Origin of the sequence: Pedobacter arcticus A12 (assembly GCF_000302595.1) — a bacterium.
GTDB lineage: Bacteria > Bacteroidota > Bacteroidia > Sphingobacteriales > Sphingobacteriaceae > Pseudopedobacter > Pseudopedobacter arcticus.
In genome coordinates this window covers 369,005-391,728 of record NZ_JH947126.1, presented here as the reverse complement: position 1 = coordinate 391,728, position 22,724 = coordinate 369,005, and the positions used below count along the sequence as shown (strand labels likewise).

At 42.5% G+C, this 22,724-nt stretch carries 25 protein-coding genes; 17 read left to right on the top strand and 8 right to left on the bottom strand.

Features of this window, described 5'->3' with window-relative positions:
• Positions 1-11: 11 nt before the first annotated feature.
• Genes B176_RS0108670 through B176_RS19255 form a run of 5 tightly spaced genes read right to left on the bottom strand, consistent with a single transcriptional unit; the run spans position 12 to position 3,056 of the window.
• Positions 12-467, bottom strand: a complete 456-nt coding sequence (locus B176_RS0108670) for a hypothetical protein (RefSeq protein ID WP_017258409.1) — start codon at positions 465-467, stop codon at positions 12-14.
• Positions 468-520: 53 nt separating this feature from the next.
• Positions 521-658, bottom strand: coding sequence for a hypothetical protein (locus B176_RS20925; RefSeq protein ID WP_017258408.1), 138 nt, complete (start codon positions 656-658; stop codon positions 521-523).
• Positions 658-978 (bottom strand): hypothetical protein, encoded by a 321-nt coding sequence (locus tag B176_RS0108660; protein WP_017258407.1) that lies wholly within the window; start codon positions 976-978, stop codon positions 658-660. Before B176_RS0108660 ends, B176_RS20925 begins: the two co-directional genes overlap by 1 nt.
• Before the next feature lie 51 nt (positions 979-1,029).
• On the bottom strand, positions 1,030-2,631 hold the full coding sequence (gene terL, locus B176_RS0108655) for a phage terminase large subunit (RefSeq protein ID WP_017258406.1): 1,602 nt from the start codon (positions 2,629-2,631) through the stop codon (positions 1,030-1,032).
• Complete coding sequence (locus B176_RS19255; RefSeq protein ID WP_040540327.1) at positions 2,631-3,056, bottom strand: hypothetical protein; 426 nt, start codon at positions 3,054-3,056, stop codon at positions 2,631-2,633. The genes terL and B176_RS19255 overlap by 1 nt, the downstream gene beginning before the upstream one ends.
• A gap of 146 nt (positions 3,057-3,202) precedes the next feature.
• Between B176_RS19255 and B176_RS0108645 the strand changes: the two genes are divergently transcribed.
• The 12 genes from B176_RS0108645 to B176_RS0108590 all read left to right on the top strand — a co-directional run bounded on the left by B176_RS0108645 (position 3,203) and on the right by B176_RS0108590 (position 17,248).
• Positions 3,203-4,207: a hypothetical protein gene (locus tag B176_RS0108645; protein ID WP_017258404.1), complete on the top strand. Its 1,005-nt coding sequence runs from the start codon at positions 3,203-3,205 to the stop codon at positions 4,205-4,207.
• Positions 4,208-4,258: 51 nt separating this feature from the next.
• Positions 4,259-5,143, top strand: coding sequence for a hypothetical protein (locus B176_RS0108640; protein WP_017258403.1), 885 nt, complete (start codon positions 4,259-4,261; stop codon positions 5,141-5,143).
• Between the two features lie 3 nt (positions 5,144-5,146).
• Positions 5,147-5,662, top strand: a complete 516-nt coding sequence (locus B176_RS0108635) for a phage holin family protein (protein WP_017258402.1) — start codon at positions 5,147-5,149, stop codon at positions 5,660-5,662.
• Entirely contained in the window at positions 5,659-6,177 is a 519-nt protein-coding gene (locus tag B176_RS0108630; RefSeq protein ID WP_017258401.1) for a CHAP domain-containing protein, read from the top strand. The genes B176_RS0108635 and B176_RS0108630 overlap by 4 nt, the downstream gene beginning before the upstream one ends.
• Positions 6,174-6,719, top strand: a complete 546-nt coding sequence (locus B176_RS0108625) for a hypothetical protein (RefSeq protein WP_017258400.1) — start codon at positions 6,174-6,176, stop codon at positions 6,717-6,719. Before B176_RS0108630 ends, B176_RS0108625 begins: the two co-directional genes overlap by 4 nt.
• Positions 6,685-7,128: a hypothetical protein gene (locus B176_RS0108620; protein WP_017258399.1), complete on the top strand. Its 444-nt coding sequence runs from the start codon at positions 6,685-6,687 to the stop codon at positions 7,126-7,128. The genes B176_RS0108625 and B176_RS0108620 overlap by 35 nt, the downstream gene beginning before the upstream one ends.
• Positions 7,129-7,237: 109 nt before the next feature.
• Positions 7,238-7,738: a hypothetical protein gene (locus B176_RS0108615; RefSeq protein ID WP_017258398.1), complete on the top strand. Its 501-nt coding sequence runs from the start codon at positions 7,238-7,240 to the stop codon at positions 7,736-7,738.
• Between the two features lie 9 nt (positions 7,739-7,747).
• Positions 7,748-8,230, top strand: a complete 483-nt coding sequence (locus B176_RS0108610) for a hypothetical protein (protein ID WP_237739814.1) — start codon at positions 7,748-7,750, stop codon at positions 8,228-8,230.
• A gap of 11 nt (positions 8,231-8,241) precedes the next feature.
• A complete protein-coding gene (locus B176_RS19250; protein ID WP_017258396.1) occupies positions 8,242-8,445 on the top strand; it encodes a hypothetical protein in 204 nt (67 codons plus the stop codon).
• Positions 8,432-11,953: a hypothetical protein gene (locus B176_RS0108600; protein WP_017258395.1), complete on the top strand. Its 3,522-nt coding sequence runs from the start codon at positions 8,432-8,434 to the stop codon at positions 11,951-11,953. The genes B176_RS19250 and B176_RS0108600 overlap by 14 nt, the downstream gene beginning before the upstream one ends.
• Positions 11,954-12,041: 88 nt before the next feature.
• Entirely contained in the window at positions 12,042-12,452 is a 411-nt protein-coding gene (locus tag B176_RS0108595) for a hypothetical protein (protein ID WP_017258394.1), read from the top strand.
• 89 nt (positions 12,453-12,541) lie between these two features.
• Positions 12,542-17,248 (top strand): phage tail protein, encoded by a 4,707-nt coding sequence (locus B176_RS0108590; protein ID WP_017258393.1) that lies wholly within the window; start codon positions 12,542-12,544, stop codon positions 17,246-17,248.
• 4 nt (positions 17,249-17,252) lie between these two features.
• Here the strand turns inward: B176_RS0108590 and B176_RS0108585 are convergent, their stop codons facing one another.
• A complete protein-coding gene (locus tag B176_RS0108585) occupies positions 17,253-17,702 on the bottom strand; it encodes a hypothetical protein (protein WP_017258392.1) in 450 nt (149 codons plus the stop codon).
• Between the two features lie 26 nt (positions 17,703-17,728).
• On the opposite strand from B176_RS0108585, the gene B176_RS0108580 reads away from it, so the two are divergent.
• From B176_RS0108580 to B176_RS19245, 5 genes are all read left to right on the top strand, one after another.
• Positions 17,729-18,019, top strand: coding sequence for a hypothetical protein (locus B176_RS0108580; protein WP_017258391.1), 291 nt, complete (start codon positions 17,729-17,731; stop codon positions 18,017-18,019).
• Between the two features lie 87 nt (positions 18,020-18,106).
• Positions 18,107-18,397, top strand: a complete 291-nt coding sequence (locus B176_RS0108575) for a hypothetical protein (protein WP_017258390.1) — start codon at positions 18,107-18,109, stop codon at positions 18,395-18,397.
• A gap of 160 nt (positions 18,398-18,557) precedes the next feature.
• Complete coding sequence (locus tag B176_RS21485) at positions 18,558-18,683, top strand: hypothetical protein (RefSeq protein ID WP_017258389.1); 126 nt, start codon at positions 18,558-18,560, stop codon at positions 18,681-18,683.
• Positions 18,680-19,810, top strand: a complete 1,131-nt coding sequence (locus B176_RS0108565) for a GNAT family N-acetyltransferase (protein WP_017258388.1) — start codon at positions 18,680-18,682, stop codon at positions 19,808-19,810. The genes B176_RS21485 and B176_RS0108565 overlap by 4 nt, the downstream gene beginning before the upstream one ends.
• A 37-nt stretch (positions 19,811-19,847) precedes the next feature.
• Positions 19,848-20,444, top strand: a complete 597-nt coding sequence (locus B176_RS19245) for a formyltransferase family protein (protein ID WP_161603019.1) — start codon at positions 19,848-19,850, stop codon at positions 20,442-20,444.
• 45 nt (positions 20,445-20,489) lie between these two features.
• On the opposite strand, the gene B176_RS0108555 is transcribed toward B176_RS19245, so the two are convergent.
• Together B176_RS0108555 and B176_RS20225 are read right to left on the bottom strand one after the other, a co-directional pair.
• Positions 20,490-21,251, bottom strand: a complete 762-nt coding sequence (locus tag B176_RS0108555; RefSeq protein WP_017258386.1) for a hypothetical protein — start codon at positions 21,249-21,251, stop codon at positions 20,490-20,492.
• Positions 21,252-21,276: 25 nt separating this feature from the next.
• Positions 21,277-22,488: an exosporium glycoprotein BclB-related protein gene (locus B176_RS20225; protein ID WP_017258385.1), complete on the bottom strand. Its 1,212-nt coding sequence runs from the start codon at positions 22,486-22,488 to the stop codon at positions 21,277-21,279.
• Positions 22,489-22,724: the final 236 nt, after the last annotated feature.

The window sequence follows — 22,724 nt, the reverse complement described above, 5'->3', positions numbered from 1 at the left end:
TGACAGCGTGGCTACTCGTGGTTAAACTTTGGTCTGCTACCCATGCGGAATGTTTTATTGATGCTTTCCGCCTCGGTTGGCTCGGGTAAAATGGGCAGGGTTAAATCTGTGGCATCTCCGCTGGCTAAGTCTTTTAAATATTCTATCGCCCTGTCATACCTTGCCTCTATGGTTTCGTATTGCACCCCTGCGTTTCCTCTTACTATTAAATGCCACATTGCCACCAATTTGGTATATGCCAGGATCAAGGGATTTCTTTCCTCGCCTGTTTGGGCAAAAAGTGCATCAACATCATAACGGGTTCGCCCGTCGTAAGCTTCCCGCTTGCTTGATGGCGTTAGCCTGCTCCGCACTTCGGTAATTGCCGAGTTAACGCATTCTTGTATAATGAGGTCATCTGCACCGGCTATAACTTGTATATGCTCTTGGCGGGCAATGGTTTTTAATTCTTGGATGGTTAGAAACATTTTTTAGTTTGTTAGGTGGTTAATTTTAGTCCATAGTCTGGGTGGTTAGCTATTTATGGCAAAAAATGGATGTGTGTGATAAGCCAGTAAATGCCCGTAATTATTTTTATTGCGCCGTAAACAATTCCAAACAATGCCATTACCAGCATGAAAATCCAAAAGCCTTTAGGCCCTAAATCAAAACCGCCCATTATGCCCTCCTTTTTAATTTAGCATTATGCCCTAAGCGGTTGCGATTGCTTTTTTTGATGTTGCTTTTGCCATTGCCGTAACGCTGTCCGTATTCTTTTGGGCTAAGCCCGTAGTTTGGGTGTATGGTCTCAATATCTAGCCCACTATAATGGTTGTTGATGACCACGTTTTTTCTGCCGATGTTTTCCACACGGGCGGCCTTTTGTTCTTGGATTTGTTGCGCTTTAACCAATGAAATACTAGGTATTGATACCATAGCGCCAATAGCTCCCGCTAATCCCAATCCCACTACTGCAATTTTTCTTAAGTTCTTTTTCATGTATGATTAAATTTGGTTTGCCCCTAACCCCTAAGGGGGATAAGGAATTGTTTAATAATGTCTATTTGCTCGTGGCATGCTTCGGTAGTTATTGGCTTTTTTGTGCGTCCGCATGTTTACATAGTTGAATGCACCGTGTACGGCATCGGGTCCGTCATCATGTGCCTGGCTTCCTTTTTCAAAGGCTAATAGCTGGTCAATGAGGGTTTGCATATCGCTGTTGCGCATGGTACTGGAGAAAAAAACGTTATGTCGTTCAAAATGTCCGGATAGGCTTTCTATCCTGTCGAACTTATCGCCTTTGGCTCTTTTATCAGCAACTACTGGGATATGATAACCTCGTGAGTCGCCCTCTAAATCAAAGTCGTTCACAAAGTCATCCATCGCAAACAATCCCTCAATTAAGTAGCGGATATTTACATTTTGCAACTTGTTATCCTCGTAGGTATCGTAAAGCCAGCGGGCAACATCGCCCCGTGATTTTTGGCGCACATAGCAAATTAGGATGTGGAATTGCCTGCCCTTTTTGCCCACTAATACCAATGCTTTATAATCGCCCTGGGCTTTATAACTTAAATCGCCGTAAAAGCATAAGGCATCATATTCTTTAAGCTTGTAAGGCTCGCAGTAAAGAATATCATCAAATTTGAAAATTGCGCCGTCCTCTATATGGGTGTTCATATATTCCCGCATAAAAGAGCGGTAAGGCATGTTCTCAAATTTATCCCGCCAATAATCTGCGGTTGTTTTCTCTGGCCAGCTTGGCTCAAAAGTGGAAAGGTCTTTTACCGCATTTACCGAAAGAATCTCGAACAGGGTTTCTTTAGCCCTTATTTTGGTTTTGATATTGTGCTTTCTGTCTGATTGCCTTTTATCAACCTTCTTTTGGATTTGGTCTTTATAATAGGTTTTAAGCCTATTGGTAATGCTCTTTTTGTTAAAGTTGTTATTTGTATAAACAAAGCGTTCGGTGGCGTCGTCATCGGCATCAAAACAGCCCCAAATATCTTCGGTGATATAATCAACGCTATCCTCCATAATGCGGTCATTATTGAGGTGTTTTTTACCATCGACATCATCGCAAACTATGTAGTCGGGGCGTTCGGCATCTTCACGCACACCACGGGGATCACTGCCGAAACCTAAGGCCATAAACTTTACACCATCGGAAGTGGTAAAATCGCCATCAGCCCAACTGCCATGGTTGAACTTTTCGCCATAATCATTAATTAATCGCTTATTGAATTGCAACTGCCCTTGTATGCCCGATATTAAGGTGTTTGCCTTGCTTTGATTTTTGCCGATTAAAAGCATAAACTTTAATTCGCTTTTAACCAGGTATAAAAACAGGGGAATCCCCATTGCTACGTGGACGGACTTTCCCGCAGACCTGAACATTTCAGCAAGTAGCCTTATCCGCTTACTGGCTATGAGTATGGCGGCGAGTTTGATGTGAAACCAAGCGCACTTTTTTTTTGCAAAGTTTGGGAAGTAGTATTCAAACCATTTTACATAATCTTTCTCCAGCTCCGCTATTCGATCCCGCTTTTGGCGTTCAGTTTCGTGTATGTTAACCGTAGTAGCCCTTGCAATGCGTAAGCAATGCTTATCATAATCGGCAATTAACCGCTGGTATTTAGTGCTGTTTGCCATTATTCAAGGTCAATTCTATGCTGTAAAAAAAGTTTGTGGTATTTGGTGCATTTGCCAGCGAATGCCGGATCGTCAACAGATATAAAATTGTCGAGGTCTTTTAAAATTCGATGCACCACAATGGGGTCGGCTTTGCTATCGCACCTGTCTAGGCTTGCCATTATTTTACTTAAAGAATCTGCTTGGATGGTTGGCTTATTGCCCTGCGCTACCAGCATGGCTTCACGCTGTAAAAGCTGTTTTATTTTTACGGGCGAGGAGTGATAGTCTAAGCGCTTTTCTTCCCAGTTGTACTTCTTGCTCCATGCGCCGACTGTCTTTTCGGTTATCTTAAATAGTTCGGCACATAATTTTTGTGATCCGTCGTTATTTTCGATGTACCACTCTTCCGCCTGTTGCCTTTTCTTATCTAGTTTACCTGCCATAGCCTTAATTATAAAGGCAAAACAAGCCCTAAAAACAGCCGATTTTAAATAACTGCGCAAGCATTGCACACATAATTTGCCCCCCTGTTTTTGTACCGCACTTTTGGGCTTTAGCAAAGAGCAAAGCAGGTATCTAGTATCAACACATGGCAAAAAAGAGCTTCATTTTAAACGACGAAACCCAAACCAATAGCAACGGCTTTAGAGTGCCGAATGATAAAATTGATTTGGAGCGGTTTAAAGCAAATGCGGTGCTTTTGTACATGCACAAGCGTGGCGAGGTACATGGGCGGTGGGAAAACATACGCATTGAAGGAACTAAGCTGATGGCTGATCCGGTGTTTGATATTGATGACCCCGAAAGCAAAAAAATAGCTGATAAGGTTGAGCGTGGATTTTTAAACGGTGCCTCCCTTTACTTAGCCTTTGGTAAGAATACCACATTTGTAGAAGGTGCTGACGGCAATTTAGAGCTCCACAACACCGAAGTTCATGAGGCGTCTATTTGCGATATCCCAAGCAATAAGGGCAGTATTACACTTTTTGCAGATGGCGAAGAGCTGACCGGCGAAAAATTAAAGGGCATTATGCTCAGCCTCACCGCAACCCTCTCCCAAGGAGAGGGAGCTAAAAACCTTTCAGAAACGAAAAAGAACGACGATAAATCAAAACAAACAGAAATGGAAAAATTCAAATTATCAGCGGCGGCGGTTGCCGTACTGGTTGGCTTGGGCTTAAGCGCCACGGCAGAATCAGAGGGCGAGGTGAATAGCCTAATTACGCAAATGGGCGCAAAGCTTAGCGCAGAAACTACGGCGCACAAATTAGAGAAAGAAGCCCGTGAAAAGTTGGAAAATCAGGCGAAAGCTGAAAAGGCGGTTAAGTTGACTGCTTTAGTTGACCAAGCAGTTACCGACGGTAAAATCGTGGCAACACAAAAAGAAACTTTTGTTGCCCTGGGCTTTGATAGCGCAAGCGCAATTTTAAAGGACTTGCCGGGCAAAGTAAGCCTAGGTGCACAGGTAGACAACCCTGCTGGTGGCGGAGCGGTTAACCCAAAAAATACAGACGAGTTTCAGGCGCTTTCTTTAGAGCAACAGTTGAGCTTTAAAAACGGAAACCCTGCGGGCTACGCCAAATTATTTGCATAACCGCCAGCCACGGTGTATTAACAAATAATTTAAACTTAATTTTTAGAAAAAATGGCAGGCAATTTCCCTGAAGTATGGAAGCGTAGAGTAAAAGAAAAACTTTCTACAGACCATGTAGCAAAATTTTTAGACGGTATTGATGAACTGGAAGGACCGGTAAACGTTGACCCGATTACGGACAAAAACACCATCAACATTCCGTTAGAAACCTTTACGCCGGGCGTATTGTTAAACAATACAACTTACCCTATTGATGTTGAGGATCACACGGATGGTAGCAAAACCATCAATTTGGATAAAATCCAAACTAAGGCGACCAGGATTGCCGAAGACGCAGCGTTGGGCGCAGCTTACGATAAAATTGACAGCGCCACTAAAGGGCACATCAAAGTTATCAACCGTACCAAGTACAAAAAAGCAATACACGCTATTGCGCCGGCTTCAAACTCGGCAAGTACTCCGGTTATTTTGTTGCCAGCAAATTACACCTCTGACCATGTGTATCAAGCGTTGGTAACCCTTAAGGGCAAGTTTGATGATGCGCAAGTTGATGAAGATGGTAGACGAATTGTTTTGTCATCTCGCCAGTACAACAAGCTGTTGGAGGATAGAAACCGCTTTGGCGATGTGCTTGTTGACCATGCAACTGGTAAGGTAAATAAGTTGATTGCAGGCTTTGAGGTTTACACTTATATAGCTAACCCATTTTATACAAGCGCAGGCGTTAAGCTGGCTTGGGGCGCAGTGCCAACCACAGAACAACAAGCTTCTGTAGCTTTCCAAGTTGATAACATTGGTAAGAAGACTGGTATTTTGAAACAATACTACGATATGCCGACAACAACTGGTCAGGCGCATTTAATTAACTACCGTCATTACTTTATTGCTTTGCCAATCAAAAATGAGGCAATAGGCGCTATTGTAGAAGGAGCCTAAGAAATGCGGAACTACTTTGAAAGGCTGTTACAAAGCTTTGATTTTGATAGTGCAAGCTCGTTTTATGCGAGCCTTGCACCATCATCAAAGTATGCCTACTTAGGTAGTGCAACTGTAGCCGTTAGCTCGGTTTCGGTAGTGATAGAACGGGTGTTTGGGCTAGATAGCCTAGCATTTATACTGCTTCTGTTTGGCTTTTTGGTAGAAGTTGGCAGTGGCTTAATAGCCTCTATTGTTAGCAAAGTGCCCATTGAAAGTTTTAAGGCAACACGCTTTACCGTTAAAACAGTTTGCTATATGTTACTTATTGCCCTGCCCTATGTGCTGTCTGTAAGTTTCGAAGCGAGAGGAAAAACGGCAATTACGGTGGTATTCGACTGGCTTTATCTGTTTTTTCTTTGCCAAATAGTTTGGGAGCTAACAATAAGCATTCTTGAAAATGTTGCGGTAATCAGCGGAAAAGACAAAACCCACTGGATTAAAAAACTACAGGATAAAATTGGAGGATTGCTACAATGAAAACCGTCACGTTTATAGTAGAGGCCGCCAAGTATTACGTAGGCTATACCGAAAAAAAAGGAAACAAGGGCTTTACCAATGCCAGCTTTGAAAAGGAGTTAAAATCTGTTGGCTGGTACGTTGGCGCTCCGTGGTGCGCATTCTTTGTCCGCTTGATCCTGGTTAAAGCTTACCGCAATAACCCCGAGTTATTGGCAAAGGTTAAAACACTAATGAGCGGTAGCACACAGCTAAGTTATAACGCATTTGTAAATGACGGAACATTTACGGTTGATGACACGCCAGCGGTTGGCGCAATAGTGATTTGGCAACACGGCGATAGCACAAGCGGGCACACCGGAATAGTGCAAAGTTTTGATCTGGCAACTAACACCATGAGCGTGATTGAGGGCAATACAAATGCAAGCGGAAGCCGTGAAGGCGACCGGGTAGCAGTTAAGCTACGAACAGTTAACCGATCCGTTAGGGATGCAGGTTTAAATTTAAAAGGATTTATTCATCCCCTTGAGGCATGAGAAAAATATTAGCATTACTTATAGCATTGTCTTTATCCGTAGTGGCTGGATGTAAGAGCAGCCGAAATATGCAGTTGAGCAAAGTTAGCACCGAGATGAAAGCTACGTCAACTGAAAACGTACAACTAAAGGCTGAAACCACCTCGCAAAAAAAGACAGTGCTATTGAGTGATGAAACCGGGCAATTGGTGGCAGTGCTTACCAATTTCAGCGGAAAAATTAACCCCGACGGAAGCGTTGAGGGAACGGCGGAAAGCGTAGGGCTTAATGCCAAAAGCCGAAAGCAAAAAGCGAAAAGCGAAGACACCAACACCAGCACCAAAAAAGATAGCACCGGTTTAAAGAACAATAAAACAGCGTTTAAACAGGATTTAAAAGATAAAGAGACGCACACAGTGCGCAATGGTTTACCGTGGTGGGTTTGGTTGATAGGATTGGTTGCCTTAATGGCAACCGTCCTATTGTTTAATCCTAAGCAAATATTTCAAAAACTTAAAACAGCATATTATGAATTTAGAGGACAAAAAAAGAGCGGTGTTTAAGCAACACCCCAATGAAAAACAATTCCACTTTACAAGTGACGCCACAGCATTTTATAATGAAAGTGACGCCAAGGTTTATGCCAACACTTTAGAAGACAATAGCGTGGAGCTGGTTAAGCGAAGCGATGTTTTGAAAGTAGTAAGTAGTAAGTCGGAAGTAGAAAGTACTGGTGAAGTTGAAAGTAAAAAGTCGAAAGTCGAAAGTACTGATAAGGGCGAAAGTAAAAAAGCGAAAGTAGAAGGTACTGGCGGGGATGATGAGCGTACTGGTCTGTTTGCAAAACTGGAAGCCTTAGGAGGTAAAGCCCCAAAGAATATCGGTTTGGAAAAACTGAAAGAGAAAGTGGCGGAACTGGAAAAGGTTGAAAGCGGAAAGCAAAAAGAGGAAAGCCCTGAGGGCGATAAGTAGCAAGCGTTCAGTATCAAGTATCAAGACGTTGCAAGGCTCTTGATACTTGATACTAGCATCTTAATACTATCAAAAAAATCAAATAATTAATCATTAAAAATAACGAACGATGTTAAGTTACGGAGTTACAAAAGCAGAGGTAGGCGTTTACAGCAATGTAGATGGCACTGTTGCCGGATGGGCAGAAATGGATGTTTATAAAGACACCTTTACGTTAGAAGAGGCTGACCCTACAAAAACAGAACACTTTAAGCAGGGTGAAGCCAGCCCAAAATTGGTAAGGCAAAAGGCGGCAGGTTTAACTATCAAATTTTCTTTGATGGATTTAAGCGCTACCAATAAAGTACTTTGGATAGGCGGTACAAAAACAACGGTTGAAACTGTAGATACTTGGCATCCACCAAGGGTAAAAACTGGGCTAATTAAGGCGCTGCGCTTTACGCTAGAGGACGGCTCTATTGTTACCATCCCTAAAACGGATTGCTTTACAAAAGCCAATGTTAAAGCGTCTGATGCAGACATCAATTTAATGGAGGTAAGCGGTTCAATCCTTGATCCTGGGTTTGAAGATGTTTTCGTGATGGCATGGACTGATGCACCTGCGGTATAAGCCATAACAATGGAGCAACTGCATACAGAACTGCATGTGGCCAATACCTTATTACAAAGGGGCGTGAAGGTAAAAGCCCACGCCCCTTTGTTTTTGCGAATGTTTGGCAAAAAAACCATTACCCTAACACTACGCCAACTACACGCAGGCACTATCCACAGGGCAAGCATATACTACTTGCAAACAGGAATAAGCCGGGCACAACTGCAAGATATTAGCACCGAGGAAGCCTTGGTACTAATGGCAACACACGGGAAAAGCATACATAAAGCCGTAGCCTGCTCAATTATAAACAACTGGCTTTTGGGCTGGTTTTTTACAAAGATTTTGGCGTTTTACTTACGCGAAAGTTTGGGAGAAAAGGCAATAACCACGCTAATGGACATAATAATTACCTACGGCGGGCTTGCGGATTTTATGACTACTACCAGATACATCAGGGGGATGAGGCTGACCGCTCCGATGCTGGGCCAAAAAGCGAAGGGGAGTTAGAAGCCGGTGGCATGAATAGCCCCTTCGGACTGATTTACAAAATAGCACAGGACACCGGCTGGACGGTGCATTACATACTTTGGAAGGTAAGCTGGGCGCAAATACAAATGATGCTTGCCGATGCGCCAGGTCTCCGAAAAAAACCAAAACAGGTTAAAAAAGGCACAAAAGACGAAACCTTGGCAATGATGAAAAGGAATTATGGAAAATCTTAGTATAGGAGTTGAATTTCCGATTGAAAACGATAAGTTTAAGACAGATGCTGCCGTGAGCGAGCGTATCGCCACGGGTGTCGGAGATACCGTAGAGGCGCAAACTAAGCGGGTTGCCAATAAAATAAATGAGCTTTCTAAATCCTACGCTAATCAAAACGGTTTAATTGAAGAACAAAACACTTACTTAAAGGAACTCAATCAGCTAAAAGATAAAAGCAACGATGTTACCGCCATAGCCCGTTATAATCGCAGAATTGAGGAAACCACCGAAAAGCTTAACCAGCTAAAAAACGCTGGGCGTGTTGGTTTTGATGAGTTTGGAAATAAAGAAGCCATTGCTTTAGAAAAACCTATAGGTAAACTCAACAGGCTGATTGCATTGCAGAAATATTATGCGCAGGCTTCTGCAAAATCATCAGACCCAAAGTTTATAGAGCAATACAACCGGAAGCTTCAGGAAACAGAGGTGCAAATTACCCGTACCAAAAACGTAGGCAAAAAAGGATTTGACGAACTGGGGAATGCAATAAAAGGCAGTACAAACTATTTAGGTAAAGCTTGGGGCGCAGTGAGACAACTTGCATATCTATTGCCAGGCTTTGGCGTTGCTGGAATTTTAGCTTTCGCTTCCGAACCCATTATAAAATATATTGTTTCGCTTGATCTACTCGGACTTAAACTTTCAGACACCGAACAGGCGCAAAAAGATTTAGCCGATAAAATGGGGCAAGCTGGTGAAGCCAGCGGAAAAGCAACCATTGAAATTGATTTGCAAAAGCAAGCTTTTGAGCAAGCCCGTAAAGGAGTAATTACCAAAACAGAGGCGTTAAAACTTTACAACGATAAAATAGGGAAAACTTTAGGCTTTACAAACGACATCAACGTTGCCGAAGAGCGCACCATTAAAAACGGGGATGCGTATATCCAATTGATGTTTAAAAAGGCTAAGGCTGCTGCGCTTTTGTCTCTTTATCAAGAGCAAATTGCAGAGCAAGCAAAGGTTGATGCTAAAAGTGATGACGATGCGGGCGGTTATATCAATAGCGGGTTAAAAAACGGGGGCGCTGGGGCCCAAGCATTATTTAAAAAAGCGGCGCAAGGCAATAGGGATAGAGAAAAAGCGCCTTTTGTTGCTAAAGCAAAAGCATTTGAAAAGCTGATTTTAGAGACTGATAATGATATTAAAAACTTTGCTAAAAAGAACTCACTCAGCTTTGATGAGCTGACAAACCCCGATAAAGACGGCAAAAAATTTGCAAGCGCAGCTGCACAAGCATTAAAAGCTATGGCGGCACTCCAAACCCGTGTCGACGATTTAAACGCAGGTGCTAACCGCAAAACCTTAACCAAAAACGAGGAAGAAATACAAGCGATAAAAGACAAGTTCAAGAAAATTAGCGACGAGGTTACTAAGTTTAACGCTGACCCTAAAAACAAATTTAAGGTTGACGGAAGTAAACTAAAGGGCGCTGAAGATGGCGCAATAGCTGACGCAACCTATCAACAAAAAACCGTAGCTATTAAAACGGAGCTTGATAAACAAAAACAACTTTATACCGATTACGAAGCCTATAAATTAGAATTCGGCAAGGAAAAAGCCAACGAACGCTACAAAGACGAAATTGATGTTACAAAAACCTATCTGCAAAAAGTACAGGACTTGCAAAAGCAGTTTGACGGCAAAACTTTAAATGGTGGCGAAAAAGACAGGAAAAAAATAATTGATGACGTTGCAGATGCCACGGCAAAAAATGAAAAGGATAAAAGGGATAAAGACTTTGCCGACGCCTTAAAAGCCTCCGAAACCTACGAGATAAAAAAGCAAGCCATTGCCGATAAATATGCCAAACTAAAAGGCGATTTGCTAACGCTCCCAGCAGACGAATATGCCAAAAGAGCGGCGGTGCTGGATGAAGCCCTAAAAGCCGAAAATGATAAATTAAACGATGATCAAATAAAGAAGCTTAAAGTTTTTGAACCTCTTTTCTCTGGTTTTGAAGAGCTCAGCAGAAAGAGCGCAAAAGAAGTCATCAAAAGTTTAACTACTGTTTTAAATGGCATGGTTAAAACCGGTGATATTTCAAAAGAGTACGCCGATCAGATAAAAAAAGCATTAAAAGCCACGGATAAATCTGTAACAGATAAGTTTTATACCGGTATAGAAAAGGCCGCAACGGCAGTTGGGCAAATGGCTGGTTTTGCCTCTGATTTTAACGGTCAGCTAGGTGACAGTTTGGGCTTATTGGCGAACGTTTTATCAAACGTCAAACAGGTAGGCACAAGTTTAAAAGACTATCAGAAAGCCAAGGACGACGGCGATACAGGCGGACAAATAACGGCAGGGCTTGGAATTGTTGGCGCCGCGTTTAGCGTTGGTAAAGCCGTTGTTGGTTATTTCAAAAATTTAAAGGCCGCGGCGGCGGCGGCCAGGGCAGAGCAAAAGAAATTTTACGACGATGCCATAAAAGGCGAACGCGAATACCAAGCACTCTTGCGTTCGCGTGAGCGGGAAAGTGCGAAAGCACAAGCCGACAGAATTTCGGGACTGCAAAAAGAATACGCCCTTTTAAAGTCGCAAAGTGGTGATATTCAAAAAGAGTATGACACCATCATGCGTAAGCTCCAAAAAGAGCAATCAATTACTGGTAGCGAGTACAAACACGGCACATGGGTACGAAAAGCCAAAACAACTTATAGTTACGATAGCCTTGCCGGTAAAGATTATAATCAGCTGGAGCAACTTTACACACAGGGCAAACTAACCGCAGGCGCAAAAGATTTATTCGAGCAACTTAAAAAGCTGAAAGAAGAGGGTGGTGATGTTGCAGCGGCCTTAGAAGATGTTGCCAAACAGGCGGCCGAAATCTTCACAGGCACAACCGCCGATGCACTTACGGATAGTATTGTGCAGATGTTTAAAGACGGTAAAACCAGCGCCCAAGATTTTGCCGATTTCTTTGAGGATGTAATGAGCGATGCGGCATTGAGCATTTTTAAAGACAATGTTTTAAAATCATCAATGCAGGACTTTTATAAAAAATTTGCAGAGGATGCCCAAAGCGGAGGCGTATTGGATGCCACCGAAAAGGAAAATTTGAAAGCACTCTTTTTAAAGCTCGGCGAAGATGCTAAAAAACAGTTCGACGATTTACAGTCGATAACCGGGACTAAAATTGGTGGGGCTGATCCCAACTCAAACCCAAACACCATCCGTGGCAACGTTCAAAACATTACCGCCAACCAAGCCGACGTATTAAGCGGAAACATTGGCGGGATGCGCTTGGCAGTAATTGAAAGCAACGGCATCCAGCGGGAAGGTTTCGGCAAGATAGCCCTCAGCGGAAGCGAACAGTTAGCCATGCTAAAAACCCAGCATTTAACACAAATGGAAATAGCATCGAACACATTACGGACGGCTAACAATACCGATAGGTTAAAAGCAATTGAGGAAGGTATCACAAAAATGGCAAATAGCTCCAACGGAGTGCGAGCGGTTGGCGGCCCTTAAAAAGGAGCAGAGATGGAAAGAGCCAAGAATAAAGACAACCTGCAAAGCCTAACAAAAATCTGTGTAATCCTAAAATCTGTGTAATCACATGACAAACTTCAAAATTAACGACATACCAACCGAAACCCTAGGCATAACCATTTTAGAGGGCGTATATAGCGAGCTTTTGAAATTGCCTAAACCTAAGGACACGCTGGTTAACAACTGGAAAGATGAACACGGTACAGAAAGAGACTTGGCGGCCAGGGTTTACGAAAGCGCAGTGATCAACATTCCTGTTTTATTAATAGGCTCAACCGTTGCCGATTTTGTAGCCAAGCGTACGGCTTTTAACGCTATGATGTTAAACGGTAGGTTCAATTTAAAGTGCTTGGATATTAACCGCCAGTTCGATTTGGTTTATACCGATACCACCAATTTTAAAGGCGATGATTATTACGCATCATTTACACTCGTTTGCGCTGATGATTTTCCACAGTTGAATACACCGATAGTTTAAAGTAAAAAGTAGAAAGTATCAAGAGCCTAACAAAAAAAAATCTGTGAAATCCTTAAATCTGTGAAATCACTTTAAAACTAACAAACTAAATGCTATACCAATTCTACAGACCAACCAGCGGAGCAGACTTACTAATAAAAGAAGTCTACCCAACAGGATCACAAAGCCCCGAGGCAATGGGTGCGGACGTGGTAGATATGGCGTTTGAACTGCCCGAATATATTGATTTTAGGATCAATGATTTTTGCATGGTTTACGGCAAAAAGTATAAAATTAACCGTACCCCGACCGTAACCAAAGAGGGAAACCGACACTATATTTATAAAGTTCAGTTAGAGGCGCATTGGTATGATTTGGCGAAGGCATCTTACCAATTCCTTAATCCGGCTAACGATTTGTTGGAGCAAGATTTTTCCTTAATGGGGAACGCCTTAACTTTTGTTACGCTGGCAGTTCAAAATGCAAATCGTCAATCGCCCGGGTGGACGGTTGGCGTGGTAGATGATACCGATTACAAAAACCTTCCGTTTAACAAACAAAACTGCTTGCAGGTTTTACACCAGCTGGCGCAAGTTTTTGAAACCGAACTTTGGATTGATAACCAAGTTGTCCATTTGACCAAACGTGAGGTAAGTAGTGGATATACGTTTGAATATGGCAAGGGCAAAGGTTTAAACAGCGTTACCCGCCAAAACAAAACCGACATTAATATTTTTACCCGCCTTTATGTGCGTGGTGGCTCAACCAACTTACCAACTGGCTACGGCTCGGATGCCTTATTGATGCCCGGTGGCGATTACTTTTTAGAAGACCCTGCAAAGGTGGCGATGTATGGCTTTGCCGAGGACAACGAAGAGTTTACCGATATTTTCCCAAAACGTGAGGGCACAGTAACAGGCGTTACCGCTGGCGATGACAATTGGATGTATCTTTTTGATACCGCCTTAGATTTTGATATAAATGAGCAAGCCTCGCCCGTTGGCGATGCTAAAATCGCTTTCAACACAGGGCAACTGGCGGGCTACACATTTACAATCGGAAATTACAACCACGCCACCAAGCGCATAACCATCAACAAAAATACCGAGGAAACTAACTTGGATATTCCGAGCAACACCTTGCGCCCAGGCATCGGCGATAAATACGTGTTGATTGATATAATTATGCCTACCTCTTACGTAACGGCTGCCGAACAACTATTGAAAGATACGGCGCAAATCCATTACGATAAGGGTAGCGACCCAAAGTTTCAATTAGCTTACTCCGCCGTTACCGATACGCTATTTATGAAGGCGAACAACATCGATGTAGTTTTAGGCACTACCGCTATTTTGTTGGATAATCAGATAGGCATCAACAGCGAGTTGAGAATCGCAAAATATACCAGAGACTTACAAAACCCCGATTTATACACCAACATCGTGTGGAGCGATACCATTGGCGCAAACGAGATTATCCGCCAGTACCAACAGCAAAAACGCACTTTACAATTGTTAGAAAGTAGCGGTTTGCTCGATATTAACCAGCTACGCAAAAACATTTTTTTAAACCGATTGAGCGAAAGCGAAGGCTATTTGTACCTAGCAGGTCAAAAAATAAAAGCAGGCTTAGCCGATTTAGCAACCAACGCACTACACGCCGATTTAGCCGATTACGCCTTAGATGCCGATAAATGGGACGGGCGGGATTTTGCCGACTACTTAGATCAGCCGGTTAGAGTTAACGACGATGTTCGCTTCAAATCCATTAGCTCACCATCTTTTGTTAGCGGTGCGCTTGGGAGCGGATTTAGAATTGACGAATACGGAAATGCAACTTTTGACAATTTAACCGTACGCAAAGAGTTCAATGTTTACGAGTTGGTTTTAAATAAAATCAGTGGCACAAATGGCGCTTTAGCTGTAACGGATACCATAAAAATTGACACCGTAACCGAAACTATAGACGGCTACGATTGCACCATTGACACAGGCGAAAACACCGTTGCCGTTCCATTTCAAGTTAATGATTTGGTGCGTTGCCAAGTTTTTAACGGCACTGCGGTTAAATATTATTTTGCACAAATAACGGCAGTTGGTAGCGGTACGTTTACCATTGTAAAAGCTGGTAAAGTTGGCGCAGGCATTCCCGCACCGGGCGATACAGTTGTACGCTTTGGTAATACCACCGATGCAGACCGCCAAGGTTTATTATACTTAACTGCTAGCGACAGCGGAGCACCTTACCTAGATGTTTTAGACGGCGTAACCTCTGATAATTTAACAGGCAAAACAAAGGTTCGTTTAGGGAAATTGGACGGTATTATTGATGCAGATTTAGGGGCGCTGAGCGGTTACGGTTTGTATGGACAAAATGTTTATGTTAAGGGTAAAGTTCATGTAACTGGCGGTAATGCTCAAACAATTGCAGGTAGCCAAGTGCTGGCGAATGTTGCGGAGGCTAATGCTATTTCGTTGGCTTCTTCGGATGCACAAACTAAAGCCAACTTGGCGCAAGCGAATGCGGCGGTCTTGAGCCAACAGCTGGTTAATGGGGTTAAAATTGGTGGGCGTAATTTAATTTTAAATTCAGCAAATATTACCACTTCGCTTGCTTCTTACTTTATCGAGGGGTTTAATGATGGCGAAGAGGTTACTTTACAGATGTGGGGGCGTGGCGTTATATCATTATGGGCTGATAACGGCTGGACAAACTGGTCGGGCAACCTAGATACAAGAACTGGCGAGCCATATTGCAAGGTAACACAGATTGTGAATCCTTACACATCTAGACCCGACAAAAACAACGGAACTGTATTGGTGCGCCTACAACTCACAACCGCTGTAAAAATAAAGTTAGAACGCGGCAACAAAGCCACCGACTGGACACCAGCACCAGAAGACGTACAAACCGCAATTGACACCGCAAACGCCTTAGCACAAACCGCACAGAACAGTTACAACGCTTTAACCGCCAGTTTAAAAAGCATGGCTTACCAAGATGTTGTAGAGCTGAGCAAATTAGGTAGTACTTTAATTGAGGGCGGTAAAATAAAAACCACTTTGCTGGATGCCGATTACATTAGAGCAAACGTGGTTAATGCCGGCTACATTAACACCTTGGAGCTAAGCGCATCAGTTATTAAAAGTGGCACTATTGACAGCGCAAGGATAAATGCAAGCCAAATACTGGTAAACGCTGGCGGAGCAACTACTGCACAGGTGGCAACTGCCAAAACCGAAGCGATAACCTCTGCAACAACGCAGGCACAGGCAGACGCAACGGCGAAAGCCAGCGCAGCGCAATCGGCAGCAATAAGTGCAGCGGCGGCGGATGCTACAGCAAAAGCCAACACGGCACAGGGTAACGCTTCCGCCGATGCCCAAACAAAAGCAACGGCGGCACAAACGGCGGCAGAAAATTATGCGACAGCACAATCAGCTTATGAGCGTGAAATTGCCAAAGCTTACGCTGATGGAATAGTGAGTGCAGAGGAGCTGGCAAGAATTGCGGATGTATCTGCAAAACTTCAATTGGCAAAAGATGATGCCACCGCAAAAGTAACGGCAGTGCAAGCAGTTGTTAATGGCTACACAGATACCAAGTCGTTAGCTACTTTGTCCAGTGCGCAATCTTATGCCGATGCAAGCGCAACATCTAAAGCTAACGTAGCACAAGCCAATGCGGTTTCCTTGGCTTCTTCTGATGCCCAAACTAAGGCGGATGCAGCGCAAGCGGCGGCAGCGGTATTGAGCCAACAACTGGTTGATGGGGTTAAGATTGGGGGGAGGAATTATTTCGGAAAAAATATAGAAACATCTGGGTGGAGCGGTAATGATGGCGGATTTGGCTCTATAAATTATACTTTAGGTTATCTGCGATTATCTAGTGGCTCATCGATAGGGATTTTTAGATATATTAATCTGACAGACGACCTGCTTAACACGCAACTTACATTCTCTTTTGATGCGAAGAGTGATGTCGATTTATCACATGCGGCATTATATTTTGGAAGCGGAAACATCGGTGGCGACTTTAATTTCACCACAAATTTTAAAAGATACTCCTTTACTTTCTCAACGCCAGTTAATAACCAACCTATTATTATTACTAGCGTTACACCTTCTAGAGTATTACATTTCAAAAACATTAAACTCGAAAAAGGCAACAAAGCCACCGACTGGACGCCAGCCCCCGAAGACGTACAAAGCGCAATTGACACCGCCAACGCCTTAGCAGTAACCGCACAGAACAATTACACCGCCTTAACCGCAAGTTTAAAGAGCATGGCTTACCAAGATGTTGTAGAGCTGAGCAAGTTGGGCAGTACATTAATTGAGGGCGGTAAAATTAAAACCACGCTGTTGGATGCTGATTATATACGGGCAAATATTGTTAATGCGGATTATGTACGTGTAAAGGTTTTAGAAGCTGATTTTATCCCCGGCATTATTACCGATACCATTAACGCTGATTATATCAACGCCTTGGAAATTGTGGCTAATACCATTGAGGCTGTTAGCGGCACTATCTCCGGTTTTGTTTTGCATGATAATTTTATAAAACAAGGTGATACAAGCGATTATATCATGATTGGTGGCGAATCGGGCGGTAAAGGAATCAAAGTTTCGAAAGACACAAAAGGTTATGTAGATATAAGTGCGGGTACAATTGTGGCGTCAAGTTCGACAACTACACCGGCATTGGTGACCAGTGGAAATGCGATCATGTACGGTTTGCCAACTACCGCCACCATGACAGGGTTTAAATATTTAGTAATTAAGGATAGTGATAGCAAAATTTATATAAAGACGTAAAAATCTAGTATTTAAACTCAATGGTGTCATTAAAAAAATCCTGACCGTTGACAATAATACTGTAGGTTTCATTTGGTATAACATCATGCATAAAGGTGTAATTATAGGGGCTATTCCTCACAAAAGTATAAACAGCGTTAAAATTGCGAGGAATGCTTGTCACGTCAACCTTATCGTATTTAAGGTCGAAAATAAAAGTTTTAAAACCGAATTGAGCCCTCGGGTCATTAGGTATAGGTACACGGGCGGCGAATTTGATATAAGTTAAACCGCCGACAATGTTTATTGTTCGTTTTGAACCATTAGCAGTCATAGTTGCAGAAAATGGAGGTACTGTAATCGTTGAATCCTCTTTTTGTACAGGCGTTATTGCTGGAGGATTAATAAAGTTGTCGTCTTTTTTGCAAGAAGCAAAAACAAATAATAAAATGAGAATAGGTAGTAATTTTTTCATACACAAAAGTAGCAAATAACATTAAAATGAAAATAGATTTAAAAGCGATCGAAATTAAAGACTTAAACGGTGTCGTTTACAAGGTAGATGACCTCCCTAAGCAAATTGGAAACTTAATATTTACCAACGCCAGCACCATTGAGGTTAGCGATATAGCCCGCAAGCTTCACGCAGGCAAACCAGCCGAGGTAAGTAATGATGAGCTAGAGCAGATCACTGCAATAGTAGAGCAACATCCGTATTACAAGCCATTTGCCCATGTGCAGATATTGGCGTATTTGAAAGAAAAATTAACAATTGAATCTGTGAAATCCTAAAATCTGTGAAATCACAACTAACTAACAAATCTGTGAAATCCTAAAATCTGTGAAATCACAACTAACTAACAACTAAAAATCAATAACATGAAAACTAAAAGAACAAATGTACAGACCACCACCAAGTTTCAAGATGAAATTGTTGGCGACGGATTTAAAACCTCATTTGAGTATGAAACTTTAAACGGCAAAGTAACCGGGAGCGTTAAAGCTGAAATCAAGAAAAACGGTAAAACGATTTTCGTAAACAAATCTGTGGACGGCAACGGGCAATCCGTAAACGGCGACTTTGCAGATGAGTTGGAATTGCTTGGCGTTACAGTTACTGAGATTAATGCCATTATAGCTGAGAACAGCGAGCCAGTAAAAAAAGGGTAAAAAAACCCTCGACTTTGCTTCCGGTTGTTTCTCAGGCAAACCGGAAAACAATTAAGGTACGACTATACCAAGCCAAGGGCAATGCCTTTGATTGCGGTATAGTCGTACCTTTTTTTATGAATGCCTGAGAGCAACAAAACTAAACAAATAATTAAATAAAATGGGAAATTACACGTATAAAGAGCAGTATGGCGTTGTCGTCATCTGTAAAAATGAAAAAGAGCAAAAGCGCATTTACGCAACGCTTAAAAAATTAGGTTTAACCCTTAAAGTTGTAGTAGTATGAAAGTAGAAATTAAACACAGCTGTGCGGAGTTTGATAGCTACAGAGCGGCAAGGGTGAAAAGTTTGTTTAACGCAGAAAGCGGGAGCAATTGGGAACATGTGGCTGATATTCCATTAGAAGATGAGAACTGGCGAATTGGCGTGGTGGTAGGTCCCAGCGGATCGGGCAAATCTAGTATTGGTAACGCCGTTTGGGGCGGTAATCAAATTGCTGACTTATACGCCGGTTGGAATTCAGAGAAACCATTAATTGATGACATCGCACCCGATGACGAATTCAACAAAGTTACCGCTGCACTTTCGGCGGTTGGGCTTGGCGATGTTCCGGCGTGGCTGAGACCGTTTAAACTCCTAAGCAACGGCGAGCAGTTTAGGGCGGGCTTAGCAAGGTTGATTTGTGAAGCTCCGGAAAAAGCGATTGTAGATGAGTTTAGCTCGGTAGTGGACAGGCAGATTGCAAAAGTCGGCGCATCGGCATTTGCTAAGTCCTGGCGCAAAACCGGAAAAGGGCAAATCATTTTATTAAGCTGTCACTATGATATTTTAGAACACGTCCAACCCGATTGGGTTTACGACACACGGGAGGCTCGCTTATCGCGAGACTGTCTTCGGCGACCATCGGTCGAGTTGGAAATATATCGTATCTCAGGCAGGGCATGGAAATATTTTAAGCCGCATTATTATTTAGACCTTCCACACCCAGTGGCGGCGCAATATTTTGTAGGCGTTATTAACGGCGAGGCGGTGGCGCATTTAGCGGTTTGCCCGTTGTTCACAGCAAACGCTTACCGAGCTACTCGGTTGGTTGTTATGCCCGAATGGCAAGGCGCTGGCGTTGGTACACGGTTTTTAAATGCCATTTGTGAAATGCACTTACAAGGTGGCGGGCGTTGTGAAAGAAAGCTTGGTACTTTCTTTCATACCTCGCACCCGCAGTTATGCGGAGCATTGAGAGCCAGCCCACTTTGGAAACAAACCAACGGAACGCTTTACGGCTCAAACAAGGCAAGGAGCGCAAAGAGCATGGCAAAAACAGTAACAAAAGAAAGAGGCGCTAAAACGGGATACGGCGGACATTTTAGAGCCGTTCAGGCGTTTAAATATATAGGAGGTTCAAATGAAGTTTAAAGTGTTTATAAGCGGTCAAAAATGGTTTGGCGAGCAAGTGCTAGATTTATGCCTAAAGAAAGGCTTTGAGGTTGTGGGCGTGTGCTGTCCCATTGGAGATAAGTATATTGGTAAGGCGGCGGCCATTCGGGATATACCAATTATCAACGCCAGTACATTAACCGCCGATACAATGCCCGACGGTGTCGATTTAGGTATTACCGCCCACTCATTCGATTATATAGGTAAGCTTACCCGTTATAAGCCCCGGCTTGGCTGGATTGGTTATCATCCGTCGCTCTTACCACGACACCGTGGGCGTAGCTCCATTGAGTGGGCAATACGCATGGGCGATAAAATAACCGGCGGTACTGTGTTCTGGCTGAACGCCGGAATAGATAGAGGCGATATCGCTTATCAAGACTGGTGCTGGATTCCGCCAGCACTTTTTAATAAGCCACCGCCTGATGGCGCTAAGTGGCTGTGGAATGAGGAGCTTTTACCTATGGGATTACGCTTATACTCGCAGGCTTTAGATGATATTGGCAACGGGGTTATCATTAAGACGCCTCAAGACCCAACGTTAAGTACGTTTGAGCCATCTACAAACGTCAAAGATGTTTACAAGCCTGATTTATTAATGCTGGAATGCTAGTTGATTAAAGCCTGTTTAAATTAAATTTAAACAGGCTTTAAATTGTTATTCTGTGATTTTTTCGGAAATTTGGTTTTGCAAACTCGGAAATTTGGTTTTGCCGTTTATATTTATCCCTAACAAGGTAGCTTGAGATGATATCTTAATTTCTTTTAGCAGCTTGCCAGATAAATCTAACAGTTGGGCCCTTGCCGAAGTACCAATTTTACCTGATATATATAGTTTTGAATCAGTAGTTATTGGATTTGGTGCTATCCATAAATCCTGTTTAAAAAGCAGGGCAGATTGAAGCGCTATAATTTTAGAATAACTGCTTTTACCGTTTAAGTCTACTTGTTTAAGGCGGTAATAATTTACACCCGTATCAAAATTTAAATCATTAAAACTATAATTCAATAAAGTTTGACTTGTGCCTTGTGGAGCTTTGCTCTCAACCTTAGCCAAGCTAATAAAGTGATTCTCATCGGTGCTCCGCTCTATCAAAAAATGACTGTTGTTATTCTCCGAGGAGGTTTTCCAGCTCAATAAGTTATAGTTTCCGAATATTTTTCCTTCGAAACTTAATAACGCTACAGGCAATGCGCCTAGCGTAGATTCTTGGTGAAAACCTTGCGTTAAAATAGCGCTGTTTCCGATGGTGGAAGTAGCTGTTTCGCCCACCGTAAAATCCATAATATATCCCCCGGGTAAATTAGCAGTAGCTCCTGAGCTTGCAATTACATAGGGCATAGCTTCTTGTGCTTCTGCACTACCTAACGAAACCATGGTTAATAACAGATAAACAGCTGCTCTAAATTTCTTTTTCATTTTTTTAAATTTAAAGTGTGGAATATTAGTCAATGTTGATTCCGCCACTTGCATAGCCATTGATCGTATTAACCAATGTTAAGCCTGTAGCTGTTGCACTGTAAACCATTAGGTAGCGCTCTCCTGCCGTAACGGTAATATCCAATCCGGTATTGCTTCCATTTACGATTTGACCTGCCGAAGCTATCCCCGTCAATCCGGTCATACTTGCAACAGCGCCAGATACAGGGGAGAAGGAGTTGCTACCGGCACTGGCTTTATAAAGTTGTGCAGTCAAATTTACAGTGGAACCAATTAAGGACATTGCTTGAGTAATACTATACATTGCATAGATAGAGGTGATTTTTCCGTTTCTCGGCATGATAAAAGCCAAATTAAGCAAGGTGCCCGTTTGTCCGGTAAGGTCAATCATGCCAGATGTAATAGTTGCTGTTGCCGAATTACCAAAACCTAATACCGCTACATTACCGCTTAAACCGCCAACCACGGTTGTTAAGGTAGTTGTACTGCCCGATGCGAAAGGAATAATTGCACCTGTTGTATTCGGCTCTGGCGTTTTACTACCGGTAGCTAGCCTGTTCCATAATGTTCCATCGTAAAAGTAAAAGCCTGGGGCATCATCTGTTTGATAAATCAGCAAGCCATTTACGGCTGAAGCAGGTCTATTAGCTTTAGTAACTCTTGGAATTAGTAAACCTTTGTTAGTAGCAGAAATGTCCAGTTTTGCACTGCTTTCCGCACTGCTTCCAATACTTACTGTACCCGTATTATTGTTCTTAATGTTGTTTCCAGTAATATCCCAACGGTTATCATCGCTAGTGCCCGCGTTTAGGGAATATGGAACGCTTACCAGCTCCACGGTTGATACATCGGTGTAGCTATTGCCACCTGCAATATCCACTTCCAGCTTAAGAAATTTATTTCCCGTAGCCCATTCTATACTTGCTAATGTACCACTTAAAATAGTACCATCTCCAATTTTGAGGTTAACCAGGCCAAAAGCATTGGTTGAGATTTGATGCGTTTCTGCATATTTGGTAGTACCTGATGCTCCTTGTAGGATACTGATTTTCAAAGACACCGCTTGGTTGATGAGCGCTTGACCAGTAGTGTTTCTTATTACTGCTTGGTAATTGATTTTTTGAGGCACTTGTGCCGTTATTGTTAAACCTGAAAATAAAATCAGTAGTACTAGAAATAATTGGGTTTTCGCTTTAAATTGTTTGATTAGTTTCATGTTTATTGAGTTGTTTGTAAAAAATTAATGGGTACTTGATTTAAAAATAATAGAAAAGTATTAGCTATTGGATAGCCCTTAAAAGCATTTTATACTTGTTTGAGCCAGCGTTAAGGGAATTGTATTTGGAATAGATAAGATATGGGTGCAATGTGCTTGCTAGATGATTTGTAAGGAAATGTGGCAGAATGCTTGTGGATTTAAATTGAATTGCTCAAATGAATTTTTACTTCTAT

What these genes read in the sequence shown, in the direction of transcription:
- B176_RS0108625 (WP_017258400.1), top strand. Translation starts at nt 6,174, where the DNA reads ATGAGAAAAATATTAGCATTACTTATAGCATTGTCTTTATCCGTAGTG.
- B176_RS0108580 (WP_017258391.1), top strand. Translation starts at nt 17,729, where the DNA reads ATGAAAATAGATTTAAAAGCGATCGAAATTAAAGACTTAAACGGTGTC.
- B176_RS0108640 (WP_017258403.1), top strand. Translation starts at nt 4,259, where the DNA reads ATGGCAGGCAATTTCCCTGAAGTATGGAAGCGTAGAGTAAAAGAAAAA.
- B176_RS19250 (WP_017258396.1), top strand. Translation starts at nt 8,242, where the DNA reads ATGAATAGCCCCTTCGGACTGATTTACAAAATAGCACAGGACACCGGC.
- B176_RS0108565 (WP_017258388.1), top strand. Translation starts at nt 18,680, where the DNA reads ATGAAAGTAGAAATTAAACACAGCTGTGCGGAGTTTGATAGCTACAGA.
- B176_RS0108630 (WP_017258401.1), top strand. Translation starts at nt 5,659, where the DNA reads ATGAAAACCGTCACGTTTATAGTAGAGGCCGCCAAGTATTACGTAGGC.
- B176_RS0108600 (WP_017258395.1), top strand. Translation starts at nt 8,432, where the DNA reads ATGGAAAATCTTAGTATAGGAGTTGAATTTCCGATTGAAAACGATAAG.
- B176_RS0108660 (WP_017258407.1), bottom strand. Translation starts at nt 978, where the DNA reads ATGAAAAAGAACTTAAGAAAAATTGCAGTAGTGGGATTGGGATTAGCG.
- B176_RS0108670 (WP_017258409.1), bottom strand. Translation starts at nt 467, where the DNA reads ATGTTTCTAACCATCCAAGAATTAAAAACCATTGCCCGCCAAGAGCAT.
- B176_RS19255 (WP_040540327.1), bottom strand. Translation starts at nt 3,056, where the DNA reads ATGGCAGGTAAACTAGATAAGAAAAGGCAACAGGCGGAAGAGTGGTAC.
- B176_RS0108555 (WP_017258386.1), bottom strand. Translation starts at nt 21,251, where the DNA reads ATGAAAAAGAAATTTAGAGCAGCTGTTTATCTGTTATTAACCATGGTT.
- B176_RS0108590 (WP_017258393.1), top strand. Translation starts at nt 12,542, where the DNA reads ATGCTATACCAATTCTACAGACCAACCAGCGGAGCAGACTTACTAATA.
- B176_RS0108585 (WP_017258392.1), bottom strand. Translation starts at nt 17,702, where the DNA reads ATGAAAAAATTACTACCTATTCTCATTTTATTATTTGTTTTTGCTTCT.
- terL (WP_017258406.1), bottom strand. Translation starts at nt 2,631, where the DNA reads ATGGCAAACAGCACTAAATACCAGCGGTTAATTGCCGATTATGATAAG.
- B176_RS0108645 (WP_017258404.1), top strand. Translation starts at nt 3,203, where the DNA reads ATGGCAAAAAAGAGCTTCATTTTAAACGACGAAACCCAAACCAATAGC.
- B176_RS0108610 (WP_237739814.1), top strand. Translation starts at nt 7,748, where the DNA reads ATGGAGCAACTGCATACAGAACTGCATGTGGCCAATACCTTATTACAA.
- B176_RS0108575 (WP_017258390.1), top strand. Translation starts at nt 18,107, where the DNA reads ATGAAAACTAAAAGAACAAATGTACAGACCACCACCAAGTTTCAAGAT.
- B176_RS20925 (WP_017258408.1), bottom strand. Translation starts at nt 658, where the DNA reads ATGGGCGGTTTTGATTTAGGGCCTAAAGGCTTTTGGATTTTCATGCTG.
- B176_RS0108620 (WP_017258399.1), top strand. Translation starts at nt 6,685, where the DNA reads ATGAATTTAGAGGACAAAAAAAGAGCGGTGTTTAAGCAACACCCCAAT.
- B176_RS21485 (WP_017258389.1), top strand. Translation starts at nt 18,558, where the DNA reads ATGGGAAATTACACGTATAAAGAGCAGTATGGCGTTGTCGTCATCTGT.
- B176_RS0108595 (WP_017258394.1), top strand. Translation starts at nt 12,042, where the DNA reads ATGACAAACTTCAAAATTAACGACATACCAACCGAAACCCTAGGCATA.
- B176_RS20225 (WP_017258385.1), bottom strand. Translation starts at nt 22,488, where the DNA reads ATGAAACTAATCAAACAATTTAAAGCGAAAACCCAATTATTTCTAGTA.
- B176_RS0108635 (WP_017258402.1), top strand. Translation starts at nt 5,147, where the DNA reads ATGCGGAACTACTTTGAAAGGCTGTTACAAAGCTTTGATTTTGATAGT.
- B176_RS0108615 (WP_017258398.1), top strand. Translation starts at nt 7,238, where the DNA reads ATGTTAAGTTACGGAGTTACAAAAGCAGAGGTAGGCGTTTACAGCAAT.